This window comes from Tepidibacter formicigenes DSM 15518, from assembly GCF_900142235.1.
Classification (GTDB): domain Bacteria; phylum Bacillota; class Clostridia; order Peptostreptococcales; family Peptostreptococcaceae; genus Tepidibacter; species Tepidibacter formicigenes.
Map to the genome: position 1 here is coordinate 15817 of NZ_FRAE01000013.1, position 14401 is coordinate 30217.

The window sequence follows — 14401 nt, forward strand, 5'->3', positions numbered from 1 at the left end:
ATTAAATACAAAAAAATAGTCCTAAAATAAACACATACGTATGTTTTGTGTAATCATTAAACTTTAAAAGTATTTTAACATAGCAAATTAAAAAAAACAATCTAAAATGAAATTTTTATATACAAAACTTGCAATACATAAAACAACACCCTTTCTAATATTCAAAAAAATACTCAAAAATCTTAAAAAATACTCAAAATAAATCGAATGATGCAATGTAAAATCAAAATTTTTCATATTTCATTATTTATTATATTCAAGCTATATAAAATGTTAAATAATTGCAATATTATTTAGGTTAAATGAAATAATAAATTTAAAATATTATCTAGGAGGAATATTTATGGGAAATAATAGCGATATTTTTCAAGAATTTGAAAAACATTTAATGGAAGATGAAAAGCCTTCGCAATATTTTGAAGAAATTGCTGAAAAAGGTATATTTAACAAAGAATATCCATTAACGTTGTTAGGTGATTTAATAAATACACCTCAATCACCTAAACATCATCCTGAAGGTAGTGTATGGAAGCATACAATGCTTGTAATAGATAATGCAGCTCAAAAAAAGCATTTAAGTGAAAATCCTAAAGTATTTATGTGGGCAGCACTTCTTCATGATTTAGGAAAAGCTCCTACAACTAAAATTAGAAAAGAAAGAATAACTTCATATAATCATGATAAAATAGGAGCAAAGTTAGCTGTAGATTTTTTAAAAGAATTCACAGATGATGAAGAATTTATTAATAAAGTATCAGTCCTTGTAAGATGGCATATGCAGATATTATTCGTTGTCAAAAATCTACCATTTGCAGAAATAGATAATATGGCGTCTCAAACTTCTGTAGATGAAATAGCATTACTCTCTACATGCGATAGATTTGGAAGAGGAGGAATGACTGAAGAGAAATTTAAAGAAGAAGAAAAAAATATTCAGCATTTCATAAAAAAATGTAAACAGCATTTAGAACAAAAGAAAAATAATAAAATAAATTAGCATAAGCCAATTATGATATTGACAAAACATGTTAACTGATGTAGTATTTTACTTGAGATTAACTATAGATGTATAAATATTAACAGATTAACCATGAAGGTTAATTTAATCGTTGAAGCGATTAAATTACTTTTGTGGTTTTTTTGTTTTTAAATATTAATAATAGGGGTGAATAATATGAATCAAAAACAATGGAAAAAATGCATTGAATTTCATGGACATGAATGTCCTGGTCTTGCAATAGGATTTAAAGCTTGTGAAGCTGTAATGGAAAAAATGAATATTAAATTTTCAACTGATGAAGAAATAGTGTGTGTTACAGAAAATGATGCATGTGGAGTTGATGCTATTCAAATATTAACAGGATGTACTTTTGGAAAAGGTAATCTTATATATAAAAATACAGGAAAACATGCATATACTTTTTTCAACAGACAAACTGGCGAAAAAATTAGATTAATATTAAAATCTTTTAAAGATGAAATGAGTAGAGAAGAAAGACAAAATTATATATTAAATTCTAATGCAGTTGATTTATTTGAATTTAAAACTCCTAAATTTGATTTGCCAGATAAAGCGAGAATATTTAACGGTATAATATGTGAAATTTGTAACGAAACTGCATCAGAGCATAAAATTCGATTAATGAATGGAAAAAAAGTATGTATTGACTGTTTTGATGATTATTCAAGGATATGGTAGGAATTGGACATGTTGGAAAGTTAATTAAAAAGGGGGGAATAAATCATTTATGATAAACGTTTTAAAAAAGTTTTCTATAATTACATTTTTGGTACTAATAATTTGTTTATTAACAGTAGGTTGTGATACTAAATCTATAGATACAAACTCATCAAATGAAGATGCTAATAAAAATTTAGTTATTAGACTTGCAGGTGGAGATTGGGGATATCCAAATCCTTATAAACATTACCCAAGAGGTCCTGGCGGGTTTAAAATGGAACTTATATTTGACAGTCTTTTAGAAAAAGATGAGAAAGGTATTATACCATGGCTCGCAAAAGACTGGAAAATTGAAAATAACGGAAAAGAATATATATTTACTTTAAGAGATAATGTAAAATGGCATGATGGAAAAAAATTTAACGCAGAAGATGTTAAATTTACATTTGATTACTATAAAAATCATTCTCCTGTTTGGAATAGTCTTTTAATAGATGGAAAATACATAATAGAAAATGTTGAAATTTTAAATGAAAATGAAGTAAAAATTTATGTTAATAGTTCTAATGCTACATATTTAGATAGAATAGGAAAAATGAGAATTATTCCTAAGCATATATGGGAAAAAGTTGATGATCCTCAAAAATTTAATTCTAACAAATCTATTATAGGATGTGGACCATATAAATTCATATCATATAATAGTGAACAAGGAACATATAAATTAGAAGCTTTTAAAGATTATTGGGGACCTAAACAAAAGGTAAGTGCTATTGAGTGGATTCCTGTAAGTGATCCTGTACTTGCTTTTGAAAAAGGTGAAATAGATTTAATTTCAGTGTCTCCTGATATAATTTCAAGATATGAAAATAATGATGAATTTAAAATAAGTAAAAATAAACCTTTTTGGGGATATAGACTTATTTTTAATATGAATAAAAGACCTGAACTTAAAGATGTAAATCTCAGAAAAGCTTTTGCTTATGGAATAGATAGAGAAGAAATTCTTCAAAAAGTAGGAAGAGGTTCAGGAATAGTTGCAAGTATGGGCTATATACCTAAAGGACATAGATGGTATAATGATAAAGTTGAAAAATACAGTTTAGATAGTAGCAAAGCTAAAAATTTTATTAAAGGTAAAAAATATACATTTGAACTCCTTATAGGAAATTCGAATAAAGAAGTTAAAATGGCAGAATTAATGAAATTAACTCTTCAAAAAGTAGGGATTAATATTAACATTAAAAGTGTTGATATGAAAACTAGAGATAGTCTAGTTAAAAATTATGATTTTGAACTTGCTATAATTGGCCATGGAGGATGGGGAAGAGACCCCGATTCATTAAGAGAATTTTATGCTTCAAATACTAAAGGAAATAAAAGTCCTGCATCAGGATGTATACCAGGATATTACAATGAAGAAATAAATAAATTAGCTAAAAAACAAATGTATGAATTAAATCCTCAAAAAAGAAAGGAAATAATATTCAAACTTCAAGAACTTATTTCAAAAGAAGTGCCTCAAATTCCTGTATATAATACAATAGAAAATTTTCTATATAGACCTTCAAAATACAACGGTTGGATGTATAGATACGATCATCACTATGCAGAACATTGTAAATTATCTTATTTAGAAAGAAAGTAGGAATACTATGAAAAAAAAGATACTTCAAAAATTTTCACAATATTGTATTGCTTTTATATTTATAAGCACACTAAATTTTTTTATTCCCAGGTTGATGCCTGGGGATCCTTTTACATTTCTTTCAAGTGAGAGTAATAGTGATTTAGTTACCTTTTCAGATGAACAAATTCAAAAATATAAAGCTTATTATGGACTTGACAAGCCTATAAGCGTTCAATATATAAACTATTTAAAAAATATATTTAAAGGTTATTTAGGATACAGTATAATTTTAAACCAAGAAGTTTTAAGTATAATAATGAATAGAATTTTATGGACAATATCTCTAGTATTAATTTCTACTATAATAAGTGCTATTTTAGGAATGTTTTGGGGATGCATTTCAGCTTATTATAGAAATAAAATAATTGATAAAATTTTTTATTTTTTATTTGTTATTTTTTCTGAAATTCCATCATTTTTAATAGGGGTATTGTTTTTATTTTACTTTTCAGCTTATTTGAAAATATTTCCTTTATCTGGAGGAATAAGTGCTTTTGCAAATTACAATTCTATTTATGAATATATATTTGACTTAGGATATCATGCAATACTCCCAATAATAACTTTAAGTTTTACAAATATAGGAGGATTTTATCTTCTTTCAAGAAACAGTATGATATCTGTTTTAGAAAAAGATTATATGATTACAGCAAAAGCTAAAGGACTTAATAAAAAAAGAATTATATTTTCACATGCTCTAAAAAATGCAATACTTCCTGTAATTACAAAAATATTTTTAAATTTTGGATATGTAATTGGAGGGTCTATTTTAATAGAAAATGTATTTAATTATCCCGGAATTGGTATGCTTATGAAAAATGCTGTATTTTACAGAGATTATCCATTAATACAAGGTATATTTTTGTTACTTGCTATAATGGTACTTACAATGAATTTATTTGCAGATTTAATATACAAAAAATTAGATCCGAGGTTGAAGTAATATGAAAAAAATATTGAATTTTATAAAAGGATTCTCAATAATTGGAAAAATTTCCATTTTGATTTTTATAGTCATTATTTTTATAGCTATATTTTCTCCTTATTTATTAAAAACTTCACATATTTTACCTTCAGGTAATTCTTTAGAACCTCCATCTAAAAACCACATATTGGGAACTGATGATATAGGAATTGATTTGTATTCTCAATTATGTTACGGAGTAAGAATGAGTATAATTATAGGATTGGGTACAGCTTTTTTATCGATATTAATAGGAAGCATTATTGGTATTTTATCAGGATATTTAGGAGGATGGATAGATAATTTTTTAATGAGATTTACAGATATGATGATAACTTTGCCAGATCTTCCTACTATGATTGTTCTTGGAGCTTTTTTTGGTCCTAGTATAAAAAATATAATTCTTGTTTTAAGTGTTTTTTCATGGACTTCACTTGCTAGAATAATACGCTCTAAAATTTTATCCATAAAAGAAGAAAATTATATAAAAGTAGTAAGAGGGTATGGAGGTGGATTTTTTTATATTACTATAAATCATTTCCTACCTCAAATCTATCCTATAATTATGGTAAGTTTTATTAGACTTGTCAGTAAAGCTATAATTGCCGAAGCATCTCTTTCTTTTTTAGGATTAGGAGATCCTACTTCAAAAAGTTGGGGACTTATTCTTCATTATGCTTTAAATTTTACAGGAATATATTTTACCCCTTATTGGAAGTGGTGGGTACTTTCTCCTCTTATAGCTATTCTCATCATAGTTATTTCTATAGCTTTTATCGGCAGAGAATTTGAAAATAAATTTAATTATAAATTATAAAAAAGAGGTATGAATATGAAAAATACATTGCTTGAAATTAAAAATCTTAAAATTACATATAATTCAAAAGATAATACAGTGGAAGCTGTAAAAGGAATTTCTTTTAATATTAATAAAGGGGAAACATTAGGTATTATAGGAGAATCTGGAAGTGGTAAAAGTTCAATAGCCATGGCTATAACATCTTTACTCGACAATAAGGCAAAAATAAGTGGAGAAATAATTTACAATGGTATAGATATTACAAAACTTTCAGAAAAAGAAAAAAACAAATATAGATGGAATAAAATTGCTATTGTATTCCAAAACAGATTAGAAGTTTTAAATCCAGTACTTACTATTAAAGAACAAATTGAAGAAACATTAAAAGAACATACTAATTTTTCTAAAGAAAAAATAAAAAATAAAATACAATCACTTTTAAATATGGTTGGGCTCGATGAAATATGGATTAACAGGTATCCTCATGAGCTTTCAGGAGGTATGAGGCAAAAAGTTTTAATAGCCATGGCTATCGCTTGTGACCCAGAGCTTTTAATATTAGATGAACCAACTTGTGCACTTGATCCAATATCTAGAAATCAAATTATAAATTTATTAAAAAACATACAAAGTAAAAATAAATTTTCTATGATAATAATATCTCATGAAATCTCTACAATAATTAAAATTACTTTAAATATAGAAGTTCTCTATAAAGGATACATATTAGAGGAAGGATTAACAAAAGAAGTTATTAAAAATCCTATGCATCCATATACAAGAGGACTTATAAATTCATCTCCTGAAGTAAATCCATATCATGATTTATGGGGAATACCATCAAATATAAAAAATAAAAAAAATAACGGTTGTGTTTTTTATGAAAGATGTAATCAATCTATAGATAAATGTTTTAATAATATTCCGATTTTAGAATACGTATCATTAGAAAGAAAAGTAGCATGTAATCGAGGAGGGATAGTTACTGTACTTGAAGCTAAAAATATAAACAAAACTTATAAACTAAAAAATAAATTAATAAAAGCATGTAAAAATTGCAATATTGATCTTAAATCTGGAGAAATAATTGCATTAATAGGACAATCTGGTTCAGGCAAAACTACTCTTGCAAATATTATTTCAGGTTATTTAAAACAAGACAGCGGAATTGTATTATTTGAAGGAAACAAAATAAACAAATATGAAACAATAAGACAGAAAAAGGGCATTCAAATGGTATTTCAAGACCCTTTTTCTTCTATAAATGAAAATTTTACTGTTGAAAATGCAATAAAAGAACCTCTAGATATACTGAAAATAGAAAAAGAAGAAAAAAGAAAAGACAGCGTAATAAAAGCACTAAAAAATGTTCAACTTCCTACTGATAATGAATTCATAAATAAAAAAATATATACTCTAAGTGGAGGACAAAGGCAGAGAATTGCCATTGCTAGAAGTTTAATAATGGAACCAAAAGTTTTAATTGCTGATGAAATAAGTTCTATGCTAGATCCTTCAACAAAAGCTAATATACTGAGATTATTAAAAGAACTTCAAAATAAAAATGGATTTTCAATGATATATATAACTCATGATTTAACTATTGCTAGAAAAATAGCAAATAGAATTTTTATAATGAATGATGGAGAAATTATAGAAAATGGAATAAGTACAGACATATTTAACAACCCTAAATGTAATTTTACTAAAACCTTATTAAAAGAAGGATTGTTTGAAACTATCTAATATAATATTTAAAAATAACAATTATAAACACAATTATTATTATAGTTAAAAATGAATACATAAACATTTCAAAAAAACCGAGTCTTGACATACTAAAATGACTGCTATTTCTGTAATTTGTATGTACATAAGGAATATTTATTTTAACAGTTTTATCTGCATTTTTAATATCACCATGATTATCTTGTGGGTATATAGTATTTGTATTGTTATTTTTTTTAGAATTAGAAAAGCTTCCTGTTTTCATTTTACCATTTGTTGATTTACTATTATTAGAATTAGAAAAATTACCTGATTTTAACCCGCTACTTGTCGATTTACTTGTCTTATTCCAAGAACTAGAACTAGTAGTTTTTTTAACACCTGAAAAACTACTAGTTTTTGGTTTGGAAAAACTATTGGATTTTGCATATACTATACCTATATTACTTTGATTATTATTAAAATACACAATACTACCAATTATTACATTTGAAAATAAAAATGCCAATATAAAAAAAATCATTAAAAAACATTTTTTAAAATTTTTGCTCATTAAATTTCAACCCCTGAATTTTTATTCTAAATTACAAGAACTAAATATTTGTGCAATATAATCAAACTCTTCAACATCTATAATTTCTCCGTAACTATCTTCTATAATTCCTGGATAATAATATAAAATATATTTTTCATTAAAATCATTAATATTTCTAATTACTATATACCTTTTGTCTTTGCTTATATCTTGTATAGTAGCTAATACTTCGTATTTATCTTTTTCCCCTGTGTTATTATTAATTAAATCTAATATAAAGTTATGATGAGCAGTTACATTTATTTTTTCATGATCACAATATACTATTTTAGAATCAAATCTACATCCTAAACACGTGTCAAAATTACATTCTTTCACACAATTTAAGCATGAGCATTTTAAGCAGTTGTTTAACTGCTTAAAATCTCTATCATGCTCAATTTTATATTTGATTAAATCATTTTTATATTTATCTTTATTATTAAATAATTTGAATATGCTCTTTTTGTTTAATTTATCATTTGTATTTTTTATCAAATCTAAATAATCTTTAATAACACTAAGTTTTGATACGTATTTTCTCTTAGAAATATTTTCTTTTGATATAAAATCTGATATATTATCTATTGCATAATTTATGTCTATGTATATTTTTTCGTATTTATCTTGCTCTTCTTTTAAAAAATTTTCTATATTATCCATTTTAATCACCTATTATGATTGATTTTTATATTTTTGAAGTTCTGCATCTAAATCTATTTCACTTTCTAATTTTTCAAATTCCTTATCCAGTGACATTGAATTATCTTTTAGCTCAGCAATACCTTCAGCTAAAGCTTCTTTACTTTGAATTTTTCTTTCTATATCATCTATATTTATACTATTATGACCTGCATCTATATTTGATAGTATTTCATTTACTTTCTTAGAAGCTTCAGCACTATTAAGTCTGGCAGCTACTTCATCTCTATACTGTCTAGTTTTTATTATTTCTTCTTCTAAACTTATTAATTTTTTCTTTAATTCATCAGCTTTAGCTCTAGATTCTTCATAAGATTTTTTTAAACTTTCATATTTTTTCTCTAAATCTAATTTTCTTTGTAAAGCTTTTTTAGCTAATTCTTCATTGTTTTTACTTAAAGCTAGTTTAATTTTTTCATCATAATCTCGAACTTCTTTTTGTACCTGTTCTAATTGTTTTTTTATAGTATGACAATTTCCTATAACCTCAGCAGAAGAAAGTTTTGCTTTGTTTAAACTTTCTTCCATTTCTCTAATTTTTAAATCTAAAAGTTCAATCGGATTTTCTATATTGTCAAGTGCTGAATTAGCTTTTCCTCTTATTATATTACTTATCCTTTTAAAAATTCCCATTTTTATCCCTCCAACTTATTAATTTTATTCAAATACGACAGCAGTTCCAGAAACTGTAACCATCATAATGCTTCCACTTTGACCTAAAACTTCGTAATCAACATCAATTCCTATTATAGCATCTGCTCCTAAATTTCTAGCTTTTATTTTCATTTCTTCTATAGCTTCTTCTCTAGCTTTTATAAGTTCATTTTCGTAAGATTGAGATCTTCCACCAAATATATCTCTAATTCCTGCCATAAAATCTTTAACTATATTTACTCCTGTTATAATTTCACCAAATACTACTCCTTTATATTCCTTAATTTTTTTTCCTTCGATATTGTTAGTTGTAGTAATTATCATTTAATACACTCCTTTTATTTTGAAATTTAATTATTACAAAATGTGATTTTTAAAATTTTGATAAGTAGTTTTGAAAACTACTTATCCGTATGTTTATATAATAATATATAGTTGAAATTATGCAAAGTTCTATTTTTTAATATTATCGACCAATTTTTATAATTATAAAAGATTATCTTATTAATACTTTGATTTTCTTAAATTTTCTAAAAATATTATGTTATAAGTTATGTATATATTGATATATGGTTTTAAATACTATATTATATAAGTGAGGTGATATTTATGATAAATGAAAATGAGTTAATTAAATTGATAAAAGGTTTGTGTTTAGACGATAAAGTTCTTTTATCGGATATTCCTGATTTAAAATTATATATGGATCAAGTAACTAATTTTATAGATGAAAAACTAGGAAATTTAAAAAGACATGAGGATGATAAAATTCTAACTAAAACAATGATTAACAATTATACAAAACAAGGTCTTTTAATGCCTCCCAAAAATAAAAAATATACTAAACAACATATTATATTAATGATTTTGGTGTATTATTTAAAACAAATATTAACATTAGACGATATTAAAGAATTATTTAATCCGATTTTAAAAGATATGACAGATACAGAAGATGATGTCATATCTTTAAATGACATTTACTCTATTTTTTTAGAACTTAAAGACAATGAAATTGATGATTTTGAAGATTCTATTTCTAGAAATATACATTCCATAAAAGAAAAAGTTGATAATTTAGACAGTGAAAGTCAAAATTTAGCCCAGTTATTTTTAATAGTTATAATGTTGGTCGCTCAGGCTAATGCTCAAAAAAGATTAGCAGAAAAAATTATTGATACTTATTTTAAAAATACAGATTATGGTAAATAGATTATTTAGAAGTATTTGATATATAGACATATTTGCTATATTTTGATAAAGATTAACGTGAAAATGAAAAAATTTAGCATTTCGTAACATTTATTACGGAATGCTTTTTTATTTTATTATATACTTATATTAAAGAACTTGATATATATATTATTTTTAATATAGAAAAATGTAAGGAGGAATAACTATGATTTCAACTGTATTATTGATTTTAAGCACCATTATTGCACTTGGAATTTCCTTAAAAAAAGATAAGAATAAAACAATTCAATCTATTGGAAAAGCGAGAGGAATGATGGGAGGGATGATTTCTGATATTATAGGTATTTTATTACTCATTGGACTAATTTTGGCGCTTATTCCACCAGATAAAATTCGTTTGGTTTTAGGTGGAGAAAATCTAATTTTAACTACTGTCGGAGCTGCTACTATAGGAACAATTACTCTTATTCCAGCATTTGTTGCATTTCCTCTTATAGGTTCACTCAAAGATAGTGGAGCTAATATTCTAGTGCTAACAGCTTTTCTGACAACATTGACAATGGTTGGATTTATTACATTTCCTATTGAGAAAGATATATTTGGAAAAAAATTTGCCACATGGAGAAATATTATTAGCTTTATAACAGCAATTTTGATTGCATTAGGAATGGGGGTTATTCTATGAATAGCATAAAAAAATTCATTAAAAATAATAAAATACTAGTACTTAGCCTTTTAGGATATATTATTTTATTTACCTACAATAAATCATTAGGTATTAAAGCAGTCAAAGATAGTACTTATTATTTCATAGAAATGATTGAAATACTGCCAGCAGTATTTGTGCTTACTTCTTTGATTCAAACTTGGATTCCTACAGAATTGATTATAAAAAATTTTGGAAATGGATCAGGGCTTAAAGGAACTATAATATCATTTACTATTGGATCTTTATCGGCAGGACCTATTTATGCTGCATTTCCAGTTTGTAGAATGCTTTTAAATAAGGGGGCAAGTATTAAAAATATTATTATTATCTTAAGCTCATGGGCTGTTATTAAAGTTCCAATGTTGATAAATGAAATAAAGTTCATGGGAACTAAGTATATGATTGTGCGATGGATTTTTACTATTGCAGCTATTATTGGAATGGCTTATTTAATGGATAAATTACTAAAAAAAGAAGATGTAATTGCTGTAGAATTAAAAGAAACATCTGATATTCCTAGTATAAGTCCTATATGTGTTGGATGTGGTGTTTGTACAAAAATCTGTCCAGCGGTTTTTCAAATTAAAGATAGAAAAGCAATAGTAAATCAAGAATGTAACTTTAATGAGTGGAAAAAAGAAATAGAAGAAGCTAAAAATACTTGCCCAGTAAATGCTATTATATAATACCTGAAGGTAAGTACTCTTGAGACTGCATACTCCTTTCTAGACTATCAATATATAATGTTCATGTAAAAGTTTATATTTAATCATTTGTTAAATATACAAAGAGAGTCGAAAAATGTTGAATTAGCCTGTTGTTCTAAAGTATAATATGAGTATATTATAAGGTAAGATATAAACTGTAAAATTCTTAGAACCATTCTTTTTACCTATCTATGATAATTAATGTTATTTTAAAATAAGAATATTTACGGAATCAATTATTGGAGGTTTTATATGATAAAGATTATAGCTGACTCAACATGTGACTTATCTCGGGAGTTTATTGAACAATATGATATAAGTTTAGCTCCTTTAACTATCAATATTAAAGGTAATGTATATAGAGATAGAATAGATATTAAACCTGATGATTTCTATAATATAGTTAAAGATTTAGATAAAGAACCAACTACTGCAATGCCAAGTCCAACTGAATATTTAAATATAATAAATCAATCTATTAAAGAAGGATATAAACAGATATTATGTATTTGTATGTCAAGTGGAACAAGCGGTGTTTATCAATCTGCTATTATAGCTAAAGAGTATTTCTATGAAGAAAATTCCAGATCAACTATTAAAATTCATGTTGTAGATTCAAAATGTATGAGTCATGGTAGTGGGTGGCTCGTTTTGAAAAGTGCTCGATTAAGAGAAAAAGGAGCTACTTTTGAAGAGTTAATAGAGTTTAATGAGAGATATAAAACAAATGTAAAGCATTTTCTTTCTGTAGATGATTTAGATCATCTAATTAAAAGCGGCAGACTTACAAACGCTAGTGGGTTTATAGGAAAAATTTTAAAACTTAAGCCTATAATGACTATGAAAAAAGGAAAAGGATCAATTGTTGCTAAAGAGAGAGGACGAAAAAAAGTACTTAAATATTATATTCGTGAATTTATAAATAGAAACAGATGGGATATTACAGATTTTGTAATAATTGGTTATACTTCAGATAAAGAAATTGCAGAAAATTTAAAGAATAAAATTATTGAAGAAACAGATTTTAAAGGTAACATATTTATTATGCAAATGGGTGTTGCAGTTGGAGCTCATGTTGGGTTAGGTGCTATTTCAATGTTTTTTATTGAAAAATAGTTATAAAAAGCCACATGAAATATAAATTCTAGTCAAGTATTAAATCTAATTAAAATTGTAGAGTGTATAATGCCTTAGTATTAATCTTATTTATTGAATTTAAAGTAAGATTAGTTACTAAGGCATTATATTTTTGGATATATTATTTTTTATAAAACAACTAATTTGAAAACATCTTGTCAATACTGATTAAAATTTAATAGAATGAAGATATAACCTTTGATATTTGTATTTATTTTTTATTATATATAGTAAGGAGGAATTAAGATGAAAAAAGGTAATAGGTATGTTGTATTTATTGGGATTTTAATGTTAATTATTATAACTTCAATGAATGGATGGAAATTAGTAAGTAAAAAAGTTTTAAGTTCAAAAAAAAATAAAAAATTGATTATTGCAAGAGCTAACGATTCGATTAGCCTTGACCCAGCAATAACAACAGAGATAGAGTCTTTTAAAGTAACCGTAAATTTATATGATAATTTAGTAAAATATGAAAAAAAGGGAGGTAAGATTATTCCTTCTCTTGCAGAAAGTTGGAAAACTAGCGAGGATGGTCTCACATGGGTATTCAAACTAAGAAAAAATGTTAAATTTCACGATGGTACAGATTTTGATGCTCATGCTGTGCAGTTTAATTTTGAAAGATGGATGAATTCGGATAATCCTTACCATACAGGTTATTTTAGTTATTGGAGTTATAATTTCGGAGGATTTCCAGGAATAGTAAAAAGTGTAACAGCAGTTTCTAAATACTCATTAGAGATTGTACTCAATGAGCCTTATGCACCTTTTTTAAGTACACTTACTATGCCTGTATTTGGTATTGCAAGTCCAGATGCAATAATGAAGTATAATGAGAATTTTAGGCAGCATCCTATAGGAACAGGACCTTTTGAATTTAAGTCATGGAGAGCAGGTAAAGAAATTGTTTTGACAAAAAACAATAATTATTGGGGAAATGATCCGAAGATAGACGAAGTAGTTTTTCGTGTAATAGAGTCCAATGAAGAACGTTTGAAATTACTTGAAGAAGGAAAAATACACATTGCAGATAATTTAACAGCGAAAGATGTAGAGCGGATAGAAAAAAATCAAAATATAGATGTATATTTAAGACCTTTCTTCAATATTGGATACTTAGCAATGAATAACCAAAAGGAACCTTTTGATAATAAAGAAGTTCGAATGGCTATTGGGCATTTAATTGATAAAGATCGTATGGTTAAAGAAGTTTTTAATGATTTAGCAAGACCTGCTAATTCTTTTGTTCCTCCAATGCTTTGGGGATATCATGAAAATATTAAATCTTTAGAATATAACCCTAAAAAAGCAAAAAAATTACTTATACACGCAGGATACTCTAAAGGGTTTAATACTACCCTTTGGGTGATGGATACTCCTAGAGCGTACTTTCCTAATCCAATGCTTCTTGCTGAATTTATAAAAGAGAGTCTTGCAAAAGCAGATATTAGAGTAGAAATAATCAAATATTCATGGGATGAATACATTGAAAAAATTAAAGAAGGAGAGCATACTTTAATACTAACAGGTTGGACTGGAGACCATATTGATCCGGATAATTTCCTTTATACTTTTTTTGCTTCAGATAATCGAAGAACAGAACTTACAAGTAATTATTCTTTTTACAATAATAAAGAGGTGGATATATTACTAAAACAAGCTCGTCAAGCTACAGACAAGGAATTCCGAAAGAATCTTTATCGTAAATTACAGGAAATTGTTAATGAAAATACCCCTGCAATACCACTTGTACATACTATGCCAATTATTGGAGTTTCAAATAAAGTTAAAGGTTATGTACCTCATCTTACAGGAAAAGAAACTTTAGAAGATGTTGATTTAATATCTAAGAGATAGTT

15 protein-coding genes are annotated in these 14401 nt (G+C 25.9%); 11 read left to right on the top strand and 4 right to left on the bottom strand.

Annotated elements, in window-relative coordinates; all coding sequences use genetic code 11:
• Nucleotides 1-343 precede the first annotated feature (343 nt).
• The 6 genes from BUA77_RS03865 to BUA77_RS03890 all read left to right on the top strand — a co-directional run bounded on the left by BUA77_RS03865 (nucleotide 344) and on the right by BUA77_RS03890 (nucleotide 6880).
• Nucleotides 344-997, top strand: a complete 654-nt coding sequence (locus tag BUA77_RS03865; protein ID WP_072887483.1) for an HD domain-containing protein — start codon at nucleotides 344-346, stop codon at nucleotides 995-997.
• A gap of 177 nt (nucleotides 998-1174) precedes the next feature.
• Nucleotides 1175-1699 (top strand): FmdE family protein, encoded by a 525-nt coding sequence (locus tag BUA77_RS03870; protein ID WP_072887485.1) that lies wholly within the window; start codon nucleotides 1175-1177, stop codon nucleotides 1697-1699.
• Nucleotides 1700-1748: 49 nt separating this feature from the next.
• On the top strand, nucleotides 1749-3329 hold the full coding sequence (locus tag BUA77_RS03875) for an ABC transporter substrate-binding protein (protein ID WP_072887487.1): 1581 nt from the start codon (nucleotides 1749-1751) through the stop codon (nucleotides 3327-3329).
• Between the two features lie 7 nt (nucleotides 3330-3336).
• Entirely contained in the window at nucleotides 3337-4314 is a 978-nt protein-coding gene (locus BUA77_RS03880; RefSeq protein WP_072887489.1) for an ABC transporter permease, read from the top strand.
• 1 nt (nucleotide 4315) lies between these two features.
• Entirely contained in the window at nucleotides 4316-5152 is an 837-nt protein-coding gene (locus BUA77_RS03885) for an ABC transporter permease (protein ID WP_072887491.1), read from the top strand.
• Between the two features lie 15 nt (nucleotides 5153-5167).
• Nucleotides 5168-6880, top strand: a complete 1713-nt coding sequence (locus BUA77_RS03890) for an ABC transporter ATP-binding protein (protein ID WP_072887493.1) — start codon at nucleotides 5168-5170, stop codon at nucleotides 6878-6880.
• Here the strand turns inward: BUA77_RS03890 and BUA77_RS03895 are convergent.
• The 4 genes from BUA77_RS03895 to BUA77_RS03910 are packed head-to-tail and all read right to left on the bottom strand — an operon-like array spanning nucleotide 6873 to nucleotide 9116.
• Nucleotides 6873-7415, bottom strand: coding sequence for a hypothetical protein (locus tag BUA77_RS03895; protein WP_072887495.1), 543 nt, complete (start codon nucleotides 7413-7415; stop codon nucleotides 6873-6875). The genes BUA77_RS03890 and BUA77_RS03895 overlap by 8 nt on opposite strands.
• 21 nt (nucleotides 7416-7436) lie before the next feature.
• The gene (locus BUA77_RS03900) at nucleotides 7437-8099 is read right to left on the bottom strand and encodes a DUF1292 domain-containing protein (protein WP_072887497.1); all 663 of its coding nucleotides are present in this window, start codon (nucleotides 8097-8099) and stop codon (nucleotides 7437-7439) included.
• A 12-nt stretch (nucleotides 8100-8111) separates the two neighbouring features.
• Nucleotides 8112-8771: a PspA/IM30 family protein gene (locus BUA77_RS03905; protein WP_072887499.1), complete on the bottom strand. Its 660-nt coding sequence runs from the start codon at nucleotides 8769-8771 to the stop codon at nucleotides 8112-8114.
• A 24-nt stretch (nucleotides 8772-8795) separates the two neighbouring features.
• Nucleotides 8796-9116 carry a YbjQ family protein gene (locus BUA77_RS03910; protein WP_072887501.1) on the bottom strand — a complete coding sequence of 107 codons (321 nt, stop codon included), beginning with the start codon at nucleotides 9114-9116 and terminating at the stop codon, nucleotides 8796-8798.
• 285 nt (nucleotides 9117-9401) lie between these two features.
• Between BUA77_RS03910 and BUA77_RS03915 the strand changes: the two genes are divergently transcribed.
• From BUA77_RS03915 to BUA77_RS03935, 5 genes are all read left to right on the top strand, one after another.
• Nucleotides 9402-10004 carry a DUF1836 domain-containing protein gene (locus BUA77_RS03915; protein ID WP_072887503.1) on the top strand — a complete coding sequence of 201 codons (603 nt, stop codon included), beginning with the start codon at nucleotides 9402-9404 and terminating at the stop codon, nucleotides 10002-10004.
• Between the two features lie 187 nt (nucleotides 10005-10191).
• Nucleotides 10192-10671, top strand: a complete 480-nt coding sequence (locus BUA77_RS03920; protein ID WP_072887505.1) for a permease — start codon at nucleotides 10192-10194, stop codon at nucleotides 10669-10671.
• Nucleotides 10668-11381: a permease gene (locus BUA77_RS03925; RefSeq protein ID WP_072887507.1), complete on the top strand. Its 714-nt coding sequence runs from the start codon at nucleotides 10668-10670 to the stop codon at nucleotides 11379-11381. The genes BUA77_RS03920 and BUA77_RS03925 overlap by 4 nt, the downstream gene beginning before the upstream one ends.
• A 273-nt stretch (nucleotides 11382-11654) precedes the next feature.
• A complete protein-coding gene (locus BUA77_RS03930) occupies nucleotides 11655-12518 on the top strand; it encodes a DegV family protein (RefSeq protein ID WP_072887509.1) in 864 nt (287 codons plus the stop codon).
• Between the two features lie 267 nt (nucleotides 12519-12785).
• The gene (locus BUA77_RS03935) at nucleotides 12786-14399 is read left to right on the top strand and encodes an ABC transporter substrate-binding protein (protein WP_072887511.1); all 1614 of its coding nucleotides are present in this window, start codon (nucleotides 12786-12788) and stop codon (nucleotides 14397-14399) included.
• The last annotated feature ends 2 nt before the right edge of the window (nucleotides 14400-14401 follow it).

What these genes read in the sequence shown, in the direction of transcription:
- BUA77_RS03905 (WP_072887499.1), bottom strand. Translation starts at nt 8,771, where the DNA reads ATGGGAATTTTTAAAAGGATAAGTAATATAATAAGAGGAAAAGCTAAT.
- BUA77_RS03935 (WP_072887511.1), top strand. Translation starts at nt 12,786, where the DNA reads ATGAAAAAAGGTAATAGGTATGTTGTATTTATTGGGATTTTAATGTTA.
- BUA77_RS03900 (WP_072887497.1), bottom strand. Translation starts at nt 8,099, where the DNA reads ATGGATAATATAGAAAATTTTTTAAAAGAAGAGCAAGATAAATACGAA.
- BUA77_RS03930 (WP_072887509.1), top strand. Translation starts at nt 11,655, where the DNA reads ATGATAAAGATTATAGCTGACTCAACATGTGACTTATCTCGGGAGTTT.
- BUA77_RS03920 (WP_072887505.1), top strand. Translation starts at nt 10,192, where the DNA reads ATGATTTCAACTGTATTATTGATTTTAAGCACCATTATTGCACTTGGA.
- BUA77_RS03910 (WP_072887501.1), bottom strand. Translation starts at nt 9,116, where the DNA reads ATGATAATTACTACAACTAACAATATCGAAGGAAAAAAAATTAAGGAA.
- BUA77_RS03865 (WP_072887483.1), top strand. Translation starts at nt 344, where the DNA reads ATGGGAAATAATAGCGATATTTTTCAAGAATTTGAAAAACATTTAATG.
- BUA77_RS03915 (WP_072887503.1), top strand. Translation starts at nt 9,402, where the DNA reads ATGATAAATGAAAATGAGTTAATTAAATTGATAAAAGGTTTGTGTTTA.
- BUA77_RS03895 (WP_072887495.1), bottom strand. Translation starts at nt 7,415, where the DNA reads ATGAGCAAAAATTTTAAAAAATGTTTTTTAATGATTTTTTTTATATTG.
- BUA77_RS03885 (WP_072887491.1), top strand. Translation starts at nt 4,316, where the DNA reads ATGAAAAAAATATTGAATTTTATAAAAGGATTCTCAATAATTGGAAAA.
- BUA77_RS03870 (WP_072887485.1), top strand. Translation starts at nt 1,175, where the DNA reads ATGAATCAAAAACAATGGAAAAAATGCATTGAATTTCATGGACATGAA.
- BUA77_RS03875 (WP_072887487.1), top strand. Translation starts at nt 1,749, where the DNA reads ATGATAAACGTTTTAAAAAAGTTTTCTATAATTACATTTTTGGTACTA.
- BUA77_RS03890 (WP_072887493.1), top strand. Translation starts at nt 5,168, where the DNA reads ATGAAAAATACATTGCTTGAAATTAAAAATCTTAAAATTACATATAAT.
- BUA77_RS03880 (WP_072887489.1), top strand. Translation starts at nt 3,337, where the DNA reads ATGAAAAAAAAGATACTTCAAAAATTTTCACAATATTGTATTGCTTTT.
- BUA77_RS03925 (WP_072887507.1), top strand. Translation starts at nt 10,668, where the DNA reads ATGAATAGCATAAAAAAATTCATTAAAAATAATAAAATACTAGTACTT.